This window comes from Cupriavidus gilardii (genome assembly GCF_017598945.1).
Taxonomy (GTDB): Bacteria; Pseudomonadota; Gammaproteobacteria; order Burkholderiales; family Burkholderiaceae; genus Cupriavidus; species Cupriavidus gilardii_E.
Genome location: NZ_JAGFTW010000046.1, coordinates 101,466 through 121,057 on the forward strand (window position 1 = coordinate 101,466; position 19,592 = coordinate 121,057).

20 protein-coding genes are annotated in these 19,592 nt (G+C 64.6%); 7 read left to right on the plus strand and 13 right to left on the minus strand.

Features of this window, described 5'->3' with window-relative positions:
- Positions 1 to 250 precede the first annotated feature (250 nt).
- Positions 251 to 955, minus strand: coding sequence for a glutamine amidotransferase (locus J5T34_RS17550; RefSeq protein WP_208581229.1), 705 nt, complete (start codon positions 953 to 955; stop codon positions 251 to 253).
- Between the two features lie 76 nt (positions 956 to 1,031).
- The gene (locus J5T34_RS17555) at positions 1,032 to 1,577 is read right to left on the minus strand and encodes a carboxymuconolactone decarboxylase family protein (protein WP_208581479.1); all 546 of its coding nucleotides are present in this window, start codon (positions 1,575 to 1,577) and stop codon (positions 1,032 to 1,034) included.
- Positions 1,578 to 1,670: 93 nt separating this feature from the next.
- Between J5T34_RS17555 and J5T34_RS17560 the strand changes: the two genes are divergently transcribed.
- Positions 1,671 to 2,561, plus strand: coding sequence for an AraC family transcriptional regulator (locus J5T34_RS17560; RefSeq protein WP_208581230.1), 891 nt, complete (start codon positions 1,671 to 1,673; stop codon positions 2,559 to 2,561).
- Between the two features lies 1 nt (position 2,562).
- Here the strand turns inward: J5T34_RS17560 and J5T34_RS17565 are convergent, their stop codons facing one another.
- The 8 genes from J5T34_RS17565 to J5T34_RS17600 all read right to left on the minus strand — a co-directional run bounded on the left by J5T34_RS17565 (position 2,563) and on the right by J5T34_RS17600 (position 9,961).
- A complete protein-coding gene (locus J5T34_RS17565) occupies positions 2,563 to 3,900 on the minus strand; it encodes an MFS transporter (RefSeq protein ID WP_208581233.1) in 1,338 nt (445 codons plus the stop codon).
- Between the two features lie 94 nt (positions 3,901 to 3,994).
- Positions 3,995 to 5,317: an amidase gene (locus tag J5T34_RS17570; protein ID WP_208581235.1), complete on the minus strand. Its 1,323-nt coding sequence runs from the start codon at positions 5,315 to 5,317 to the stop codon at positions 3,995 to 3,997.
- Positions 5,314 to 5,991: a DUF2848 domain-containing protein gene (locus J5T34_RS17575; protein ID WP_208581237.1), complete on the minus strand. Its 678-nt coding sequence runs from the start codon at positions 5,989 to 5,991 to the stop codon at positions 5,314 to 5,316. The genes J5T34_RS17570 and J5T34_RS17575 overlap by 4 nt, the downstream gene beginning before the upstream one ends.
- A gap of 33 nt (positions 5,992 to 6,024) precedes the next feature.
- Positions 6,025 to 6,708, minus strand: coding sequence for a GntR family transcriptional regulator (locus J5T34_RS17580; RefSeq protein ID WP_432207682.1), 684 nt, complete (start codon positions 6,706 to 6,708; stop codon positions 6,025 to 6,027).
- Positions 6,709 to 6,817: 109 nt separating this feature from the next.
- Entirely contained in the window at positions 6,818 to 7,165 is a 348-nt protein-coding gene (locus tag J5T34_RS17585) for a non-heme iron oxygenase ferredoxin subunit (protein WP_208581239.1), read from the minus strand.
- 14 nt (positions 7,166 to 7,179) lie between these two features.
- Complete coding sequence (locus tag J5T34_RS17590; protein ID WP_208581241.1) at positions 7,180 to 7,650, minus strand: aromatic-ring-hydroxylating dioxygenase subunit beta; 471 nt, start codon at positions 7,648 to 7,650, stop codon at positions 7,180 to 7,182.
- 2 nt (positions 7,651 to 7,652) lie between these two features.
- A complete protein-coding gene (locus J5T34_RS17595; RefSeq protein WP_208581242.1) occupies positions 7,653 to 8,906 on the minus strand; it encodes an aromatic ring-hydroxylating dioxygenase subunit alpha in 1,254 nt (417 codons plus the stop codon).
- A gap of 56 nt (positions 8,907 to 8,962) precedes the next feature.
- Positions 8,963 to 9,961, minus strand: coding sequence for a 2Fe-2S iron-sulfur cluster-binding protein (locus J5T34_RS17600; RefSeq protein ID WP_208581245.1), 999 nt, complete (start codon positions 9,959 to 9,961; stop codon positions 8,963 to 8,965).
- Between the two features lie 134 nt (positions 9,962 to 10,095).
- Here J5T34_RS17600 and J5T34_RS17605 point away from each other — a divergent pair, with 134 nt between their 5' ends.
- The 4 genes from J5T34_RS17605 to J5T34_RS17620 all read left to right on the plus strand — a co-directional run bounded on the left by J5T34_RS17605 (position 10,096) and on the right by J5T34_RS17620 (position 13,208).
- Positions 10,096 to 11,001: a LysR family transcriptional regulator gene (locus J5T34_RS17605; protein WP_208581247.1), complete on the plus strand. Its 906-nt coding sequence runs from the start codon at positions 10,096 to 10,098 to the stop codon at positions 10,999 to 11,001.
- Positions 11,002 to 11,050: 49 nt separating this feature from the next.
- On the plus strand, positions 11,051 to 11,803 hold the full coding sequence (locus J5T34_RS17610) for a hypothetical protein (RefSeq protein ID WP_208581249.1): 753 nt from the start codon (positions 11,051 to 11,053) through the stop codon (positions 11,801 to 11,803).
- 21 nt (positions 11,804 to 11,824) lie between these two features.
- Positions 11,825 to 12,382 carry a phosphotransferase-like protein gene (locus J5T34_RS17615; protein WP_208581251.1) on the plus strand — a complete coding sequence of 186 codons (558 nt, stop codon included), beginning with the start codon at positions 11,825 to 11,827 and terminating at the stop codon, positions 12,380 to 12,382.
- A 154-nt stretch (positions 12,383 to 12,536) separates the two neighbouring features.
- Entirely contained in the window at positions 12,537 to 13,208 is a 672-nt protein-coding gene (locus J5T34_RS17620) for an alpha/beta hydrolase (RefSeq protein WP_208581483.1), read from the plus strand.
- A gap of 17 nt (positions 13,209 to 13,225) precedes the next feature.
- Here the strand turns inward: J5T34_RS17620 and J5T34_RS17625 are convergent, their stop codons facing one another.
- A complete protein-coding gene (locus tag J5T34_RS17625; RefSeq protein WP_208581254.1) occupies positions 13,226 to 14,128 on the minus strand; it encodes a LysR family transcriptional regulator in 903 nt (300 codons plus the stop codon).
- A 154-nt stretch (positions 14,129 to 14,282) separates the two neighbouring features.
- Here J5T34_RS17625 and J5T34_RS24130 point away from each other — a divergent pair, with 154 nt between their 5' ends.
- Positions 14,283 to 15,173 (plus strand): nuclear transport factor 2 family protein, encoded by an 891-nt coding sequence (locus J5T34_RS24130; protein ID WP_347880666.1) that lies wholly within the window; start codon positions 14,283 to 14,285, stop codon positions 15,171 to 15,173.
- Positions 15,174 to 15,268: 95 nt separating this feature from the next.
- On the opposite strand, the gene J5T34_RS17640 is transcribed toward J5T34_RS24130, so the two are convergent.
- Entirely contained in the window at positions 15,269 to 16,195 is a 927-nt protein-coding gene (locus tag J5T34_RS17640) for a LysR substrate-binding domain-containing protein (protein WP_208581257.1), read from the minus strand.
- A 111-nt stretch (positions 16,196 to 16,306) separates the two neighbouring features.
- The gene (locus tag J5T34_RS17645; RefSeq protein ID WP_208581260.1) at positions 16,307 to 18,157 is read right to left on the minus strand and encodes a CocE/NonD family hydrolase; all 1,851 of its coding nucleotides are present in this window, start codon (positions 18,155 to 18,157) and stop codon (positions 16,307 to 16,309) included.
- Positions 18,158 to 18,573: 416 nt separating this feature from the next.
- Here J5T34_RS17645 and J5T34_RS17650 point away from each other — a divergent pair, with 416 nt between their 5' ends.
- Positions 18,574 to 19,545: a Bug family tripartite tricarboxylate transporter substrate binding protein gene (locus tag J5T34_RS17650; RefSeq protein ID WP_208581262.1), complete on the plus strand. Its 972-nt coding sequence runs from the start codon at positions 18,574 to 18,576 to the stop codon at positions 19,543 to 19,545.
- Positions 19,546 to 19,592 lie beyond the last annotated feature (47 nt).

The window sequence follows — 19,592 nt, forward strand, 5'->3', positions numbered from 1 at the left end:
TGCATGCCAGGAACCTCGCGCATCCCGATGTCGTCCAAGCTGGATTCGGACCGATACGGACAATGTCATGAGAAAAGGGTTTTTTAGGGCAGTGAGTCTGGTTTTCCTGCTCGGAGCGATGGCCGGCTGCACCAGCACCAGCACCGGCACCTCCGGCGACCCGCAATCCGGCATCACGATGTACGGCACCGTGGACGCTGGCGTCAGTGTTACGCGATAAGACTGCAATCGGCCCCGCTGAAATCGGCGTTCATCCTGTTGTCAGGCGATCGAGCCATTCGGCGATGACGGCGCGGGCCGCATGCTCGAGCCGCGGGCCATGGCGTACGGCATCTTCGCGGATCGCCGCGAGCTCCAGTCCATTGGCGGTGAGTTCATGGGCATGCCCGATCAGCCATCGTTCGATTTGGCGATGATCGGCTTCCAGATGGAATTGAAGTCCGAGAATGCGCGGCCCAGGCGCGAACGCTTGATTAGGGAATCCCTGCGTTTCAGCCAAGCGCGATGCCCCTTCCGGTATCGAAAATTGGTCGCCATGCCAATGAAGGACCGGAATGGCGCCGAGATGCCGCAGCGGCGAAGCGCGGCCTTCGTCGCTCAACGTCAGTGCGCCGTAGCCGATTTCCACCTTGCCTGTCGCGGCGACCGTCGCGCCCAGCGCTTCCGCCATCAATTGCGCGCCGAGGCAGATGCCCAGGGTCGGCTTGTCCTGCTTCAGGCGTGCAGCAATGGCGGCCTTCTCCGCTGCGAGAAAGGGGTAGCGCTCGGTGTCATACACGCCGATCGGGCCGCCGAGTACCACCAGCAGGTCCGTCGCCGTGATTGCCGCCTGATCGATCTCGTCGACGCCGGCCTCCAGATAGCGCACTGCATAGCCGCGTTCGATCAAAAGCGGCTCGAGGATGCCGAGGTCTTCAAAGGCAACATGGCGGATTGCCAATGCCGTGCGATTCATGCGGTTTTTTCTCCATGCAAGCAACGTCGGCAGGGCGGATAGGTGTCTCGCCGTCCTGCCGCTCTGGCTAGCCCGCTTACGCCGCGGCGCGCAGCTTCACCGCCGGAAAGTCCACCGGCACGGCGAATGCCACATTGACGTAGTTGGTGAACAGATTCAGCGCCACGTGGGCAAGGATCTCGACGATTTCCTCGTCGCTGAAGCCTGCCTCACGAACCGCCCGCACATCGGCATCGCTGACCTGCCCGCGCGCCTCGACGACTTTCAGCGCGAAACGCAGCGCCGCGGCGGTCTTGGGATCGTTGGATTCGCCGCCCTGCGCGGCCGACATGTCTTCGGCGCTGGCGCCTGCCTTGCAGCCCAGCGCGGTGTGAGCCGCGAGGCAGTATTCGCAGGCATTCCGGTTTGCTACGGCCACGGCAATCTGCTCGCCAAGCCGCGCCGGAATAACGCCGCCGCCGAGCGCGCCGAAGCTGCCCCACATGCTTTTCAGCGCAGCGGGGGAATTGGCCACGGCCTTGAACATATTGGGCGTGGCACCGAACGCGCCATGGATCTGCGCCAATAGCTCCTGGCGATCAGCGGTGGTGTGGTTGGGATCGATCAGCGGGACGCGGGACATATCGAACTCCTTGAAGTGGAAGAAGCCGTCCGAATGGGAGCGGTTGGATGGAATGGTAGGTAGAATGGCTGGACGCAGGGTGCAATAACGTCCATGAAACATGTCAATCCATCCGAAATCGCCGCGCCGTCGGCGACTGACCCCGTAGACCGGCTGACCGCGTTGCTGGACCGTTTCCGTGTCCGCACCAAGCTGTTTCATACGGGCAAGCTCTGCGGGCGATCCACCTTCGAACCGCTGCCGGGACGTGCCTTCCTGCACGTGCTGCGCCGAGGCGAGATGGAGGTGCGGCACCGCGCCGGCGACACCGCGATGCCGCGTCTGCACCTGGCTGAACCGACGCTGCTGCTCTATCCCCGACCCTTGCACCATCAGTTCGTTAATCCGCCCGAGGACGGTTCGGATTTCACCTGCGCCACGCTGGACTTCGATGGCGGCGAACGCAATCCGATCGTGCAGTCGCTGCCATCGCTGGTGAGGGTGCCGCTGGATGCGGTGCAGGGGCTGCGGCCCGCGCTGGACCTGTTGTTTGCCGAGGCGGACCACGTCCGCTGCGGCTCGCGCGTACTGGCCGATCGATTGTTCGAAGTCGTGCTGATCCAGCTGCTGCGATGGATCATCGACCATCCCGCCGAAGTGGGCGTGACCAGCGGTCTGATCATGGGGCTGTCCGACCCGCGCCTGGCGAAGGCGCTGGTCGCCCTGCATCGGTCGCCGTATGAAGACTGGTCGCTAGCGAAAATGGCCTCGACAGCGTGCATGTCCCGCAGCGCGTTTGCCGCTGCGTTCAAGGACGCGACCGGTACCACCCCGGCGGCTTATCTGACGGACTGGCGGCTCAGTCTCGGCGTATCGATGATGCGGTCCGGGCGACCGGTGAACCTGATCGCCACGGAGCTCGGCTTTGCCAGCGCGTCGTCTTTCTCGAAGTCGTTCCGGCAGCGGATGGGCATGTCGCCGCGCAAGTGGCTGGCTGAGTCCTGAGTCAGCGGGCCACGGCCGCACGGCCCCGTATGGCTGCGAGCACCAGCACGGTCGCACACGCCTCCAGGAACGCAACGAAGTACAGTCCCGACGACAGCTGACCGGTATTGGTCTTGAACCAGCCGATCATGTACGGCGCCACGAAGCCCGCCAGGTTGCCGATCGAGTTGATCAGCGCGATGCCGCCTGCGGCCGCGGTGCCGGCAAGGAAGGCGGAAGGCAGGGACCAGAACACGGGGAATGCGGCCAGGATGCCGATCGACGCGAGCGTCAACGCCACCAGGGCCAGCATGGCGCTGTGCAGCCACAGTCCGGTCAACGTCAGCCCGACGGCGGCAAGCAACGTCGCCATCGCGCAGTGCATCCGGCGTTCGCGGCTGCGGTCCGAGTGAATGCCGTTGAGGACCATCGCGATGGTGCCCGCGATAAACGGGATCGCCGACACCAGACCGATGCGCAGATTGCCCTGCACGCCCAGTTCCTTGATGATCGACGGCGACCAGAACGCGATGGTGGCGTTGCCGCTAACAACGCAGAAATAGATCGCGGCGCAGATCCAGACGCGGGAATTGACGAACGCGGACTTCAGCGTCGAGTGCTTGGCCGGATCGCGATTCTCGGCCTCGATGGTGCGCGTGACCAGTTGCTTCTCCGTGTCGGACAGCCAACGCGCGTTCGCGGGCTTTTCCGGCAGGTACATCATCACCGCGATGCCGGCGAGCACCGACGGAATACCTTCGAGCACGAACAGCCATTGCCAGTTGGCCAGCCCGTCGACACCATCCATCGTCGTCATGATGAAGCCGGCCAGCGGGCCGCCGATCACGCCGGCGATGGCGAACGACGTCATGAACAGACCGTTGATGCGCGCGCGGCGTGCCGCCGGGAACCAGTACGTCAGGTACAGCACGACGCCCGGGAAGAACCCCGCCTCGAACACGCCGAGCAGGAACCGCAGCGCGTAGAACTGCATCGGCGTCGTGACGAAGATCATCGCCATCGAGGCCAGCCCCCACAGGATCGTGATGCGGGCCAGCGTCTTGCGCGCGCCGATCTTCTCGAGCAACAGGTTGCTCGGCACCTCGAACAGGAAATAGCCGAGAAAGAAGATGCCGGCGCCGAAGCCGTACACCGCTTCGCTGAATTGCAGGTCCTGCAGCATCTGCAGCTTGGCGAAGCCCACGTTGACCCGGTCGATCCAGGCGAGGATGAACAGGAAGACCAGGAAGGGAATCAGGCGGATGGCAATCTTGCGATATGCCACTTCGCATTGCCGCGCGACCTCGGCTGGTTGCGCGTTGTCCAGGGCGCCCGCGGCGCTGCTGATCACGGAAGACATCGGTGTTGCTCCTTGGGTGTGGTGGGCGGGGCTGCGCTGCATTGGCGCAGCCCTCGGACGGTCGCTGTGCTGGGTAAGCGTCGGCAGGCCGGCGTCAGCGCAGCAGCGGCTCGATCGAGCCGGCGACCTGCAGCACGCGCGCGTCCTTGCCGTGCAGGCCGCAAACGCTCAGGCCGATCCCCTGCGCGAGCGGCAGTGACACCGCGCAGCCGTCCAGGAAATTGATCACGCTCGGATTACGCAGCACCAGCGCGTTGGTCGCGAAGAAGTCGTCGTCGCGCTCGAGCGCATCGAGCCGCGGCGGTCGCATCGCAACGGTGGGCATCAGCCACGCATCGGCATCGCGCAGCCGCTCGACGGCGTGCTGTTGCATCGTGCGGCGCTCGGCCAGCAGCGTGATGTAGTCCGCCGCGCTCTGCTGCGCGCCGCGCCGGATCCGCTGCGCCACCCGCTGGTCGTAGCGCTCGCCATCGCGCGTCAGCCAGTCGCGATGCAAGGCCCACGCCTCGGCCGCGGTCAGGCCGCCCCCCGCGTTGATGTCCGGCAAGCGCCGCAGCTCCGGGAAGTCGAAGGGCACGATGCGCGCGCCTTGCGCCGACAGCCGCGACAGCATGTCGTCGAATGCCTGGGCGACCTCGGCATCGAGACCATCGCCAACGAAATCGCGCGTCACGTACAGGCGCAGCCCCGACAGCGAAGTCGGACGCGCGTCGAGCGTCTCGCCGCTGAGCACGGCATCCATGGCGGCGCAGCAGGCAACCGACCGGGCCAGCGGGCCGGCGGAATCCAGCGACGTCGACAGCGGGACGGCGCCATCGAGCGGCACGCGGCGCGCGGTCGGCTTGAAGCCGGTCAGGCCACAGAAGGCCGACGGAATGCGGATCGACCCCCCGGTATCGGTGCCCAGTGCGGCCACCGCCATGCCCTCGGCCACGCTGACCGCGCCGCCCGAGGTGGAGCCCCCGACGATCCGCTCGGCATCGAAGGGCGAGCGCGGCGTGCCGTAGTGCGGGTTCAGGCCGAGTCCCGAAAACGCGAACTCGCTCATATTGGTGCGACCGATCAGCACCGCACCGGCGGCCCGCAGGCGCGCCACGGCCGGCGAATCCGTCGTCGCCGGCGCATTGCAGTCGAGCACGCGCGAGCCGGCGCGGGTCACCTGGCCCCGCACGTCGAACAGGTCCTTGATCGACACCGGCAAGCCGGCGAGAGGCGAGGCCACCAGACCGGCGGCGCGCGCCTGGTCTGCGGCCCGCGCCGCGGCCAGCGCGCCGGCTTCGTCCACCTCGACAAAGGCCGCACCGCCCGCGCCGCGATGGCTGTCGATGCGTGCCAGCGCCTGCTCGGTCAGCGCGACACTGGTGATCTGTCCGGCGGCCAGCCGGGCCGCCAGCGCGGCAATGGTCGACTCGCTCATTCGGCCACCGCGAGGGTTTGCACGCGATACGCATGGCGCAGCGTGCGGTTGCGCACCGGGTCGTGCAGTTCGACCTCGAAGGCCTCGCCATGCCCCAGCTCGCCGATCACCGCCTGGGTGCCGCAGAACATCGCGGTGCCGGACGGCAGCGACGACTCGCCGGTCAGACGCTGGATCAAATCGCGCGGATCGAGCAGGCGAGTGACCTTGCCCTCCTGATACAGCGCGCGTTCGCCGTCGCGCACGCGCCAGCAGCGCATCTCGAGGCTGTCCCAGTGGTCGGCCACTTCGTCGAAGCGCCAGACCTGCGTGCCGACCGGCTTGTCGCACATCTGCTTGGACACCGTCACGTCATACGCCTCGACCTTGCGGTCGGTGTGGTCCGACCCGACGCCGACGTACAGGCCATCGTCCGCCTGCAGCAGCACCACTTCGATTTCGCCGGAGGAGTCGTCGCGCGGTACCTCGATGACGTCTGCGGTGGTCAGCAGCGACGCCGCCAGCGGATAGAAGGTCGGCACGCTGGCGGGCGGCTTCACGCCGATGGCCTGCAGCTCTTCGATATGGTGCTGGACGGCCTCGAGATCGCGGCCGGTCCAGCCGGCAATGATCAGACGTTGAATGTCGAGGGCGAGTTCGCCCCCGCCGGCGACTTGGAAATGCAGTGTCGGCATTGCGTACTACCTTGATTGGGAGAAAAGAGGGGGTTACAGCGTCCGGATGATGTTCTTCCGGAATTCGTCGATATGCGTGCGGACCGCTTCCCGCACCGCCGGCACATCCCTGCGCTCCAGCGCATCGACGATCTCCAGGTGCTCCTGGTAGACGTTCTCGAGATGCTGCGGGTCGGACAGCGACAGGAACCAGAAGCGCGCCTGCTTCTCGTGCAGGCCCCGCAACAGCTCGGCCAATACCCGATTGCGCGAGGCGGCGGACATCGCCGTGTGGAATTTGAGGTCCAACGACGCCAGCGCGGGGATGTCGCGTCCGGCGATCAGCGGGGGCGAGCGGTCGACGATGTCGCGCATGGCCTTGAAATCGCTGTCGTGGCCCCGTTCGCAGGCCAGCGTGGCGCACAGCACCTCGTTGGTGGCGCGAACCTCGATCATGTCCAGCACTTCGTTCAGCGACAGCGGCGTCACCAGCACGCCCTTGCGCGGCATGATCGACACCAGCCCTTCGACCTCCAGCCGATGCAGCGCCTGATGGACCGGGGTGCGGCCCAGCCCCAGCATGGTCGCAACCTGTGCCTCGTTCAGTGGCTCGCCGGGCCGGAATTCGCACGAAATGATGCGGCGCTTGATTTCCGTATAGGCCAGCTCGCGCATGGCCGCCCCCGTTTGGGAGGCGGTCTGCTTGCCGCTGTCGTCGTCGGTCCCTACCAGTCGGATGGATGTCGCCACGGTCCGGTTCTCGTTGTCTCTGAAGTTGGAGTGATACTAGTGTGATATTTCACAGAGAACAAGAGCCGAATTTATCAGGGTTTACGCGGAGCCGCCGCTAGCCCGATGCCTCGCTCCAGGCGGCAAGGTCGGCGCCAAGGTCGACGAAGACCTTCCCTCCCTCGATCCGCACCGGATAGCTGCGAACGCCCTCGGTCACCGGCGCGCACACCGCCGCGCCGGTCCGCACGTCGAACTTGCCCTGATGCAACGGGCATTCGATCTCGTGTCCGTCGAGGAACCCGTCGCACAGCCGCGCGTGTCCATGCGTGCAGAGGTTGTCGGTGGCATAGATTTCACCATCGACGCAGTACAGCGCAATCTCGCGCCCGGCGACTTCGACGGCGATCACGTCGTCCTGCGGCACGCTGGCAAGCGGTGCCGCTTCGGTCCAGGTTTCGGTCATGGCTCGCTCCAGATTCAGATCGGATAGATCAGCGAGTTGGGAATCATCTCGCTGTCGAATATGCATAGTCGCGAGGCGAAACGCAGGCCGTCTGGCGTGCGCACCACGGTGTCGAGATAGCGGCCCGCGTTCAATACATCGGTCAGCTGATCGGGCTTGGTGCGCAATACCGCGTAGTTGGCCTCCGACACGATGCGTTCGCCGTCATCGCTGCGCACCAACGGCGCGCCGACGATGTGGCGCTGGTAATAGGGGTCGTGAAACAGCGTCTCGCGAATGCCATAGATGCGGTCCCGCAGCATGGCCTTGCTCTCGAACGACAGCGTCGCCAGCGGCAGACCGCGCTCATGGTTTTCTCGCGGCTGGACCTTGTAGATGCAGTCGTCGGTGAAGAACTCGGGCCAGCGGTCCCAGTCGCCGTTGTCGACGACGCTGGCGTAGTCGGCGTACAAGGTCAGCAGGGCGTGGTAGTCGGCGAATTCCATCTTCAGACCTCCATCACTTTGCGCCAGTAGGCGTACATGCCGCGAATCAGCGTCTCGGTCACCATGTGGTCGGTGTTCTCTGCGGTGCGCCCGCCGAGCTCGGCGAGCACGCGGTGCCAGGGCTTCTGCGTGAAGCCTTCCTGCGAGCATTCGATGGCCTCGCCGTCGTCGGCCGAGACAAAGCCGGCGGGGCCGAACAGGTTGGCCTGGCGTAATCGCCGGTGTGTCATGGTCTCGTCGTCGTCCTCGAAACCGAAGTGCGTCCAGACGAAGTCGAACGCATCGGGGCCACGCGGCTGGATATGCCGCGTGGATACCGAATTGACCTGCTGCTGAAAGATCACGCTCGGAAAGATCGTCATCATCACCGCCGTGGGTTCGCCCCACCAGGGCTCGTGCACGATGTCCAGCAGCCGGTCGTCCTGCAAGGCCATCTGGTCCTTGAAGCTCGCCACACCGGAGGTGACCTCGCTCTTGCCGCCCTGCCCGCGCGTCGACACCATCGCCGCATGGCGGAATTGCGGGTCCATCACGAGCCGCGCCTTGTTGTCCGCGCGCCAGAGGCCGAAGGTCACGAACCACGTATGCAGCAGGCCGGGGTGATACGGGTCCTTGATGTTTTCCTGCATCAGCTTCCAGTTGCCCGGGATGCGCTGCTTGTTGTAGCCGAGCAGTTTGAGCTTGCGCCCGTTGAATAGACGGTCGAAGTAGCCGAGGATGTCCGGGCCGAGATAGCTCTCCAACGATTCGACGTCGTGATCGAACGACGCGAATACGACGCCGCCGCGTGTCGCCACCTTCAGCCTGGTCAGCCCGTGTTCCTCCGGCCGGAAATCCGCGGGCATGCCGCCGTTGACCTTGCCGTCCTGCTTGACGCCGCGGCGAAACGGCACGCCCTGCAGATTGCCCTTCAGGTCGTAGTTCCACTGGTGATAGGGACAGTGGAAGTCCTTGCGGTTGCCGCTGCGTTCGCGGCAGAACTTCATGCCGCGATGCGCGCAGACGTTTTCGACCACATTGATGTCGCCGTCTGCGTCGCGTATTACGATGACGGAACGCTCGCCAATCGCGGTGCGCTTGAAATCGCCGGCGTTGGGAATCTCCGCTTCCAGCGCGACATAGTTCCAATGGCCCCGATAGAAGCAGCGTTCCAGTTCGCGCTGATAGAGCTGCTGGTCGGTATAGACGCGAAATGGGATGCGGCTGATGCCGTCGTCTGGCCATATCGCGTCGCTGCCTGCGGTGTGAGTGTCCATGCTGTCTCCTGCTTATCGTTAAATCGTTGGCCGTCGCCGGCCTGCCAATTAGTCCATCAGGCGTTCGAAGCGTAGAAGGCGTCTGCATAGATATGGTCGTCCCGCACGCCGCGATCGCGCAGCAACGCGGTCGCGGCTTCGACCATTGGCGGTGCGCCGCACAGATACGCGCGCCAGCCCGTCAGTTCGCCGTGGTCCTGCGCGACCGCCTCCGTGACCAGCCCGGTGCGCAGATCGCGGTCGTGACCCGGCAAAGTCGATACGACGTCGATGCGCAGACGCGGATACCGCTGCGTCAGTTCGTTCAGCCAGTCGAGCCCGTAGGCATCGCGCGGGGAGCGAATGCCGAAGTACAGGTGGATCGGGTTTGCCATCCCGGCTGCGATCGCGCCGCGCACGATGGCGAGCACCGGCGCCAGGCCCGTACCGCCGGCGATGCAAATAATCGGATCGTCGTTGCGCGTGCGCAGATACGAGGTCCCGAGCGGTCCGCTGATACGAACGGTGTCGCCAATCTTCAGCTGTTCGCGGATGTAGCCGGTGACACGGCCGCCGGGGACCAGGCGTACATGGAATTCGAGCTCGCTATCGTCGGCGAGCCCTGCCATCGAATAGGGACGGATATGGTCGGGCGTGAATTGGAGCATCGCGTATTGGCCGGGAGAGAACGACAGCGGCTTGGCGGGCGCGAGTCGGACGAGCTTGATGTCGTGCGTCAGGTCCGCCAATGCCGTGACCGTGCCCTTCAGAATGCGAGCGGGATGGACGACTACCTCGTCCGGCTCGGGGATCTCGATGGTGCAGGGGCCCATCACCACCGATTGGCAGGCCAGCAGAGGGCGGCCGCTTTGCTGGTCGACGTCGAGGCGATTGCGGGAGTTGTCATCGCCGCCTTCCCGCACATCGCCCGCGACCAGACGGCAGCGGCAGGTGCCGCAGCGGCCCGCCATGCAGCTGTACGAGATCGGTACGCCATGCTGCTGCAACGCCCTCAGAAGATTTTGGCCCTGCGGCACGTCCAGGCGCTGCCCGTGGGGAAGGACGCGCACTTCCATATCGTCTCCCGTTCGTTGTTGTCTTCGTTGTTGTCGTTCTGTTCGCGCCCATCATCGGACATCGACACCGATAAACCAATAGAATCCCGTTTATATGACCCATTCACGAAGGTGATAAGGGACAGGGAGGAGACATGCGATTGCAGGACGTCGATCTGAATCTGCTCGTGGTGTTCGAGCACCTGCTGCGGCTGCGTACTGTGTCGGGAACCGCTCGCGAATTGGGCCTGACGCAACCGGCCGTCAGCAATGCGCTGGCACGCTTGCGGCGGATCTTCGACGACCAGCTGTTCGTGCGCAGCGCCAAGGGAATGCTGCCGACACCGGTGGCCGAGGACCTCGCCGAACCAGTTGCCTATGCACTGGACGCGCTGCAGTCAGCCCTGAACCGCAAGGTCGCCTTCGACCCGCTGCGCAGCGATCGCCGGTTCCAGCTGGCGATGACCGATATCGGCGAAGTGCATTTCATTCCGAAGCTGATGAGCGCGCTGCGCGAGAGGGCGCCGGGCGTCTCGATTGCAACCGTACGCAATACCGCGATCGATCTCGCCGAGGCAATGAGCGTGGGGCAGGTCGATCTCGCGTTGGGCCATCTGCCCGAGCTGCCGTCGGGGTTCTATCAGCGCCGGCTATTCCGCCAGCGCTATGTCTGCATGTTCCGAGCGGGCCATGCGCTGGACAAGCGCACCGTGCGAAGACAGGACTTCGAGCGCGCCGACCATGTGGTGGTGACCGCGGCTGGAACGGGCCACGCCCGGGTCGACGAAATCCTGGCCAAGCTTGGCGTACGTCGTAACATCCGCCTGCGCGTGCCGCATTTCGTCGCGCTCGCCGATATCGTCGCCACCACGGACCTGGTTGCGACCGTCACCGAAAAGTTCGCCGAGCGAAGCGCGGCGTATTTCGGACTCAAATTCATCCGCCATCCGGTCGATCTTCCGGATATCCAGATCAATCTGTTCTGGCATGGGCGGTATCACCGTGATCCAGGAAATCAGTGGTTGCGGGATTTGATTTTTGAGTTGTTTGCGGAGGGGTGAGGCGGCGTGATGGATAAGCGGACACGGTGTTGACGCCTGAGGAGAATCGGTGATGCTGTTCTTGAGGCTAGTCAAACGTAAACGTTATCGACCAATGACAGGCGCGACGTTGCGTCAAGCAATGCTTGCATGCGCTTTCCTAATGACGGGGTGTACCATCGGAAATGGGCGCATCTGCGGCTTTCAAACTCCGACGGCCAATTGTAAAAAAGAAGTGCTCGAACGGCTGCTATCCGGCGCACCGCTGGAACCACCGCCTGCGGAAGTCGAACAGCGCCTGGTATATCGGTCGACGCTTCAGCCAGAGGGGCAAAGTCGAATCCGCATTTTTGGGCAGAACGGCGTATTCGCCGAGCTGCACATCGGTAGTGCTTGTATAAGAAATGGCGGAGGGCAAAGAGTATCGGGAGGCCTTGGCGAGGCGTTGGCATCAACGCTTGGTATGCCGACGAATACCTCCCTAGGCATCGCTGAAACGCCCAGCAGTCATCACATAGAAAAGATGAGCGGCCCCTTCTCGACAGCGTACTTTCGCGAGTATGTGCTTCCCCCAGGGAAGCCGACAAGCTTAAGGATGGGAATTAATGGCTTCCATCATGCAAAGGGTGGGGCTAAGCGGTACGGTTCTGCCTGTGTTCGTACCTTGTCATTTACGCCTCGCAACATGGAAGACTACGAGGTCGACTGGACGGTGGTGGGGGGGCGCTGCGAGCTTTCGCTGAATCGGGTTGTTGATCGAGATGGCTACGTGGAGCTGGAGCGCGTACCTGTAGCCGATTCACCGGACTGCCCAATGCCTTGAGTCGTCTTTGAACAAATTTCGATGAAACCCCATTCCATTGCTGGCGTGCCCCCAATCCTGATCATCACCGGCCTGATGGCCGCCGGCAAATCCTCGGTCGCGCAGGCCATCGCGGAACGCCTGCCAAAGTCCGTTCACCTGCGCGGCGACACGTTTCGCAAGATGATCGTGAATGGCCGAGCCGAAATCACGCCCGAACTGTCACAAGAGGCGCTGCAACAGCTCACGCTGCGTTACCGCCTAGCATGCGACGCCTGCGAAGCCTATGCGGATGCGGGCTTCACGGTCATTTATCAGGACGTGATATTGGGCGAGTACCTGAACGAGGTGTACACCCGACTGTCGCGCTGGTCGCGCGGCGTACTCGTGCTCAACCCTGAGTTGAACGTGGTGGCAAGGCGCGATGCCGAACGGCGTAAGACCGCCTATGCCGGTGACTGGACGCCAGCCTCATTGGCTGCGGGCTTGCAGCACACGCCGCGCATCGGCTTGTGGCTCGACACCTCGGCCATGACGGTGGAGCAGACTGCCGACTACGTATTGCGCCACGCAGCGGCAACCAGAGCTGGCGAGCACTAGAGCACAGCGCCTGCGAACACCATCATCCTGATGCAGCTTCAAGTCCGGGGCCGAACGCCGGTAAGCCCTGCATTTCTCAATTGCCTTACCATTCGCTCATTGCGGAGCGGACGCACGCCGCGCCGAAAGAACGGATCGAAGACATATCATGGCAATGACCATCACTCCAGGAATGACGACCCGCACGCTGATTCGTGGCGAGGCAGGCGATATCGAATTGCTGATCGACGCCCCGAAGGATGCCGTACAGGGCATTGCCGTCGTCGGCCACCCTCATCCCATGCAAGGCGGCACGGCGGACCACAAGGTGCCGCACCAGTTGGCCCGGGAACTGAACGCTCACGGATTTCTGGCGGTGAGACCCAACTTCCGCGGCGTGGGCGCGACGCAGGGCGAGCACGATGGCGGTGTCGGCGAAACGAGCGACATGCTGGCGGTGGTCGACTACCTTCGCGAGCAATATCCGGATCTGCCGCTGGCGCTGGCGGGATTCTCGTTCGGCGCCTTCGTTGCCGCGCTGGCATCGGTGCAGCTCGCCGAGCGCGGCACCAACCTCGATCATCTGATTCTGACCGGCATGCCGTCCGGCCCCGTCGCGAACCACCGCACCTATGACACGCCGTCGGTGCAACCCAATGCGCTGGTGATCCATGGGGAGAATGACGAGCGGGTGGCGCTTTCCGCCATTTTCGATTGGGCCCGCCCACAGCAGTTGCCGGTGGTCGTGGTGCCCGGCGCCGATCATTTCTTTACCGGCAAGCTGCCCGTGCTCAGGCGCCAGGTCGCCAGCTATTTGGAACGTCCGACGTTGTCCGCACAGGCGTGATCAGTCGCCGCGCTGTGTCACCCACGCGTTGTGCCGTCCTTGAGCCGGTCCAGAAACCATCTCGCCGCCGGTCCGGGCGGCGTGTCCTTCCGATAGACCGCGAACATGGCGATCGGCGGCGTACGGGGTTGAAAGCTCTGCAACCGTAGCGCAATCAGGCGCCCCTGCGCCAGATCGTCCTGCACCATTGCCGCGGGCATATGCCCCCAGCCGAAGCCGGCGCGCAGAAAGGCGTGTTTGGCGCCCAGGTCGGCCAGGCGCCACGTCAGCGGCGAAAACACGCCGAATGTCGCGCCATCGGTCAGCGTCGTGCGATCGGTGAGTACCAGCTGCACATGGTCGGCCAGTTCGCTCGTACGAATCAGGCGTTTTCGCGAAGCCAATGGGTGGTCGGGCGACACGACCGTGACCATCGGCACATCGAGCAGCTTTTCTCCCTCAAGCGTTTCCGGTACCGCCGGCATCGAACCGCTGATGCCGAGCCGGCAAACGCGCTCGATCACCGGCCGCATTACCGCGCCCAACGCTTCGACATACAGGCGTAGCGGCGTATGGGGAAAGACTTCGCGGAATTCGCCTACCGCCGCGGTCAGCGACTCCATTGGATACATCACGTCCACCACCACTGATAGCTCGGGTTCGAGACCGTCGGCCATGGCCCTTGCCTTGGACTTGAATCCGTCCATGCCGCTGACGACGACGCGTGCCTGCGCCAGCAGTGCGGCGCCCTGTTCGGTCAGGCGCGGATAGCGGCCGGACCGATCGAACAGCTGCACATTGATCTGCCCTTCCAGATTCGCCAGCGTGTGGCTGACCACCGACTGTGCGCGTCGCAGCTTGCGACCCGCAGCGGAGAAGCTTCCTTCGTCGGCGGCCGCGATAAAGGTGCGCAATTGGTCCAGGGAGACACCGTCGAGCATATATCTAATCCGTAGATGGATTGCATCGAGAAATATAGTCTTCCTGAATGGGTGTCAAGTCCCTAATCTTCGGGTCAGGTCATCGCGATCCCCGCGATGCTGATTCAAGACACAGCTAAAAGACACAGTTAAAAGACACAGGAATCCATTGATCATGAACTCGAACCAATTTGCCTCGCAGTCCTTCCTTCCCCTTATCGGCCGCATCGCGATGGCCACCATTTTCCTGATCAGCGGATTCGGGAAGTTGATGGCCCCGGCGGCGACCATTGCGTATATCGGATCGCTGGGCCTGCCGGCGCCCGCGTTGGGTTATGCCGGTGCGCTCGCCCTCGAGTTGTTGGCCGGCGCGTTGTTGATCGTCGGTTTTCGCACCCAGGGCGGTGGCAGCATTGCTGGCGCTTTATGCGATAGCCACGGCCGTGCTTTTCCACCATGCACTGGCCGATCAAAACCAGATGTTCCATTTCCTGAAAAACCTCGCGATGGCCGGCGGCCTTGTGCAAGTCGTGGCATTCGGGGCAGGGGCATACAGCATCGACGCCCAACGCGGGAAGGGCAGCATCGCGGTCGCCGCCAATTGAACGACAAGCCAACCCACGATCCGGAGCACATCATGAAGAACGCCACAGAACTACTGCAGCAACATATCGAGACCCTGGTCGGCAATCCGGCGCAATGGCGCGAGCTGCTTGCCGAAGACATCGTCTGGGAACTTCCGTACGCGCCGAGTCTGGGTCACCCCGCGAAGCTGGAAGGCCGAGAGGCGGTCATCCGTCATGCCGACTGGTTCGCAGGCGCCGTTTCTCAGTTCCGCTTCCTCGATGTCGAGATCCTGTCAGCCGCAAGCGCGCAGCACGCTGTGGCCCGTGTCCGTGCCGAAGGACACATCGACGCTACCGGCCGGACTTACGAACAGGAATACGTGGTGTTTCTCACGGCTCGCGATGGCGCGATTGCGCATCTGCGCGAGTATTTCGACCCCGTGCGCGCGGCACTGGCGCTCGACGCACCGATCGTCGGTGTCGCTGCCAGGAGCATCTGAGGAAAGCGACTACTTCACTGCCGAAGCGATGAAGAAAGGCATGACGCAACACGTGTGCGGCAAGGTCGTGATCCAAACCGCCGGCTAGTCCTCGGCTACGCCGGCTGGATCAGCCTGACACTCTTCCACTGCCCGCTCGCGACCATCTCGGCCACGATGGTCTGCAGCGCGGCCTCGACGCTGCGGCACGCCAGGCTCAGGCTCGCCGACGACGACAGGCACAGGCTGACGCGGCGCTCCAGCGTCGCGTCGGCAATCGACATCGCCGCGAGCTGGTCGTCCTGGTCGCCGGCCAGCGCGGACCAAGGCAGGATGGTCCAGCCCAATCCCTCACGCACTGCCGACAGCAGCACCGATACCGCGCTGGTCTCCGCGACCAGGCGGCATTGCAATCCCGCGCTGACCAGCGCGCGATCCCACAGCACGCGCACCGAATTGGGAAAGCTCGACAACAGCAGCGGCAGCGCCGCGGCCTGCGCCAGCGTGATGGCGTGCGGATGCCCGGGAATCGGCCGTCCGACCAGCATCAGCTGCTCGTCGAGCAGCGGGGTCGACTGCATGTTCGGGCGTTGCTGCACGTCCATCGCCACGGCGAGATCGAGCTTCTGCAGCGCCAGCGATTCGGCCAGATCGGCGCTGGAGCCTTCTACGATTTCCAGCGTGATGTCGGGGAAGTGTTCGGTCACATGCCGCAGCAGCGGCAGTGCAAGTACGCGCGAGGTGCTGGTCGGCAGGCCCACGGTGACATGGCCGCACGGCACGTCGCGGCCGTGTTGTACCGCGGCCTTGGCCTCTTCCATCTGCCGCAGCACCATCTTGGCGTGGCGGTAGAGGATATGGCCGGTCTCGGTTGGCCTCGTGCCCGAGGGGCCGCGCACCAGCAATCGGGCATCGAGCTCGGCTTCCAGGTTAGCGACGTGCTGGCTCAGCGAGGGCTGAGCGATGTGGAGCGCATCGGCCGCGGCGGTGATGCTCTCCAGTTCGACGATGCGCGCGAAATAGCGCAGCTGCTTCAGGTCCATATTCGGCGAGGCGGTGGCATGAGAGAGCCCTACGCCGAGCGGTCGCGGGGCAAGCCGGCAATGTAGCATCCCGACCCGACCCCGCCCTCGCAGCCCGCTCCGGCCGCCAGACTAGCCGCGAACCGGCAGATCGAGATACGAAGCCAGTTCGCCGCCGAGCCGGATCGACAGCCGCGGCGGGCGGCCGTGCGGCACCTGCGGAAAGTGGCCGCGGTCCGCGCCGGCGATCGACAGGCGCAGCCGGCTTCCGGCGGCCAGCGTCCAGGCGACGGGCAGCATCGCGAAGTGCATGCGCTCGGTTTGCCCCGGCACCAGACGCACGGCATCGGCTGCCGCGAACGTGCGGTAGGGCCACGTCGTGCGGTATTCCGGCGGGCACGGCGCGGTCTTGCGATGCAGCGCACGCAGCATGCCTTCGGTGATATAGCGCACCTGCCCGGAAGCCTCGACCTCGGACAGGAAGACATGCAGCGCGGCATCGGGCTGCGAGCTGGCCAGGCCGATGTTCAGCACGACATGGCCGGCGATCGACAGCGGCGCCGTCAGCACCTCGCCATCGAAGGCGAGCAGGTCCTGCTGCCGCTCGCTCCAGTCCGGGTAGTAGTCCTCGATATTGGCCGCGCCCAGCCGCTCATACCGCGTTTGACGGCCGGTGGACCAGTTGAAGCTGACCTGCGTTTCGCGGTCCGATTCTGCCGGCGGGCAGGTCGTCGACAGACCGGCCGCATCGGCCAGATACAGCCGCTGCGTGTCGTGCACCGGCGGCCACGTCGTGGCGGCATGCCATTGCTCGTCGTGCACGCTGTAGTAGTGGACCCGCGCTTCCTGCTCGAGGCCGGTAGGCAACTGCATCAGATGATGATCGAAAAACCGCAATACCTCGGCCAGCAGCGGGAAGTCCGACGCGGCGTGGCTGCGCCACGGCGAGATATTGGTGCGCGCGCCGTGGTCCCAGGGTCCCAGCAGCAGCCGGCTGTCGTGCCTCGGCAACGACAGGAAGCGCGTGATCGCGCCATTCGCGTAGCCGCCGCCGTCGTACCAGCCCGAGACCGAATACACCGCGACGTCCTGTGCAATGCCGTCGAGATAGCGATAGGGGCTGCAGCTGCCCGAATCCAGCGCGGGATCGTGCTGCGTGGCGCCATCGCGGAAGGCAAACTCCGGCGCCAGGTCCGCCAGCGCGAAGTTGCTGCGATGCTGCTCGATGGCCTCCTGCACCAGGCTGCCGTCCTGATCGGCGTCGACACGCTCGGGCCCATCGAAGCGCGGATCGTTGAAGTAGGGATAGCGGGCCAGCAGCGCGCGGTCGTCCTGATCGAGCGCGACCATCAGTTCGTCATAGGCCTGCACCCAGACCTTCGACAGCAACCCGCCGGGGTACAGCTGTTCGCTGTAGATGTCGGAGACAGCGAACAGCGGGGCGATAGCCTTGACGGCGGGATGGCCCGTGCTGGCCAGGAAGCAGGCGGCCGCGCCGAGATACGAGATGCCGGTCGAACCGATGCGGCCATTGGACCAGGGCTGCGCCACGATCCATTCGGCGATTTCGAAGTAATCGTCGCGCTCGGTGGGCGAGCGCAGCGCATCGCGTGTGCCGAAGCTCGCGCCGGTGCCGCGTACGTCCACCACCACCACGGCATAGCCCTTCGGCACGAAGGCGTCGCGGTATTTGGCGGTATTCGGGCTCGGCTCCGCGCCCGGCTCGCGCAGCCGGAAGCGGCGGAAATAGGGCGTGAAGATGACGATGGTCGGATAGCGGGCCGGCGCGTCGTCGCCGAGCGTCGAGTGTTCGGCCTCCAGCGGCTGCGGCACGAACACATCGACGGCGAGTTTGCACCCGTCGCGCATCGTCACATAACACGACAGCGGGGCGTCCGGAACGGCAAAGTGCGAGGGACGCGTTTCGAGATAGGCGCTGGCCGGTGTTGTCCAGGCATTGCCGCGGTGGTCGATATCGGACATGAATCTTGCGTTGGGTCGGTTGGCTTGCGGCAATGGTAAGCAGCCGCCCCCGCGCCGCGGAAAGACGAAATGCCGATGCGGACATAGGGCGGGCCTATGGCATGCCGCGCTGACGCACGCCAAAGCGGGCGGTCGCCGCCCGCGATGCGCCAAAGCAGGGCCCATGCCGATTCAAAAACGCACGGCCTGCACCGTGTCGATCCGCGGTGCCCCTGAACGGGGCGTCCGGTATGCGGCCATAGGCACGACCTATGGCGGCATCAAGATTCCGTATTGGTTGCCACCCGCGTGAATTCTTACCATCGCTCTACGAGCCGGATCGATGGTGGCGCGTGGCGCTTATCCAAGGCAGCGGCGCAACGGTGCCATCCAGCCATCGACACCATTTCAATTCGCATGATTGGGGAGAACTGCAGATGTACCGTTCCTTGATGGGCGCCGCGATGGCGGCCCTGATGACGCTGTCCGGCGCCGCGATTGCGCAGGACGCCTATCCCAACCGACCGATTCGCCTGGTCGTGCCGCAGTCCGCCGGCTCGGGCGGCGACGTGGTGGCGCGGATGCTCGGCGAAAAATTGAGCCAGGATCTGGGCCAGTCTGTGGTGGTCGACAATCGCGCCGGCGCCAACGGCATCATCGGCACCTCGTTCGTGGCCAAGCAGCCGGCCGACGGCTACACGTTGCTGCTGACCGGTGTGTCGCAGGTCAGCTTCAATCAGCATCTGTACAAGTCGCTCCCGTACGATCCGCAGAAGGACTTCACCTTTATTGCGCCGGTGGTCGATACGCCGTTCGTGCTGGTGACCAGCAAGGCCAGCGGCATCACGTCGATCGCGCAGTTCATCGACAAGGCAAAAGCCAGGCCGGGCGGCCTGACCTTCAGCAGCGCCGGGGTCGGCAATTCCACGCATCTGGCGATGGAGATGCTGGCCGACAAGGCGGGCATCAAGCTGACGCACGCCGCTTACAAGGGCTCCGGCCCGGCGCTGACCGGCGTGATCGCCGGCGAAGTCGATGCCATGGTGAGCGTGGTCGGTTCCGCGCTGCCGCAGATCACCGGCGGCAATGTGGTGCCGGTGGCGATCGTCGGCCAGAAGCGCGCCAAGGAATTGCCCAATGTGCCGACCGTGAAGGAGGCGGGGCTGGACGTGCCCGTGATGCCGGGCTGGTTTGCCTTGCTGGGGCCAGCCAATATGGACGCCAAGGTCGTGGCTCGCCTGAATGCCTCGGTGCAGGCGTTCCTGTCCGACCCGCAGATCAAGAGCAAGCTGGCCTCGCTCTATCTGGAGCCGCTGGCGGGCTCGGCCGAGGCGATCAAGCAGCGCGCCGTCACCGACGCCAAGGTCTGGGGCGAGTTCATCAAGCGGCGCGGCATTCAGAACTCGTGATGGACGGCCTGCGGGCGCCGAGCCAGCGGAGGTAGCGGCAGCCTGTC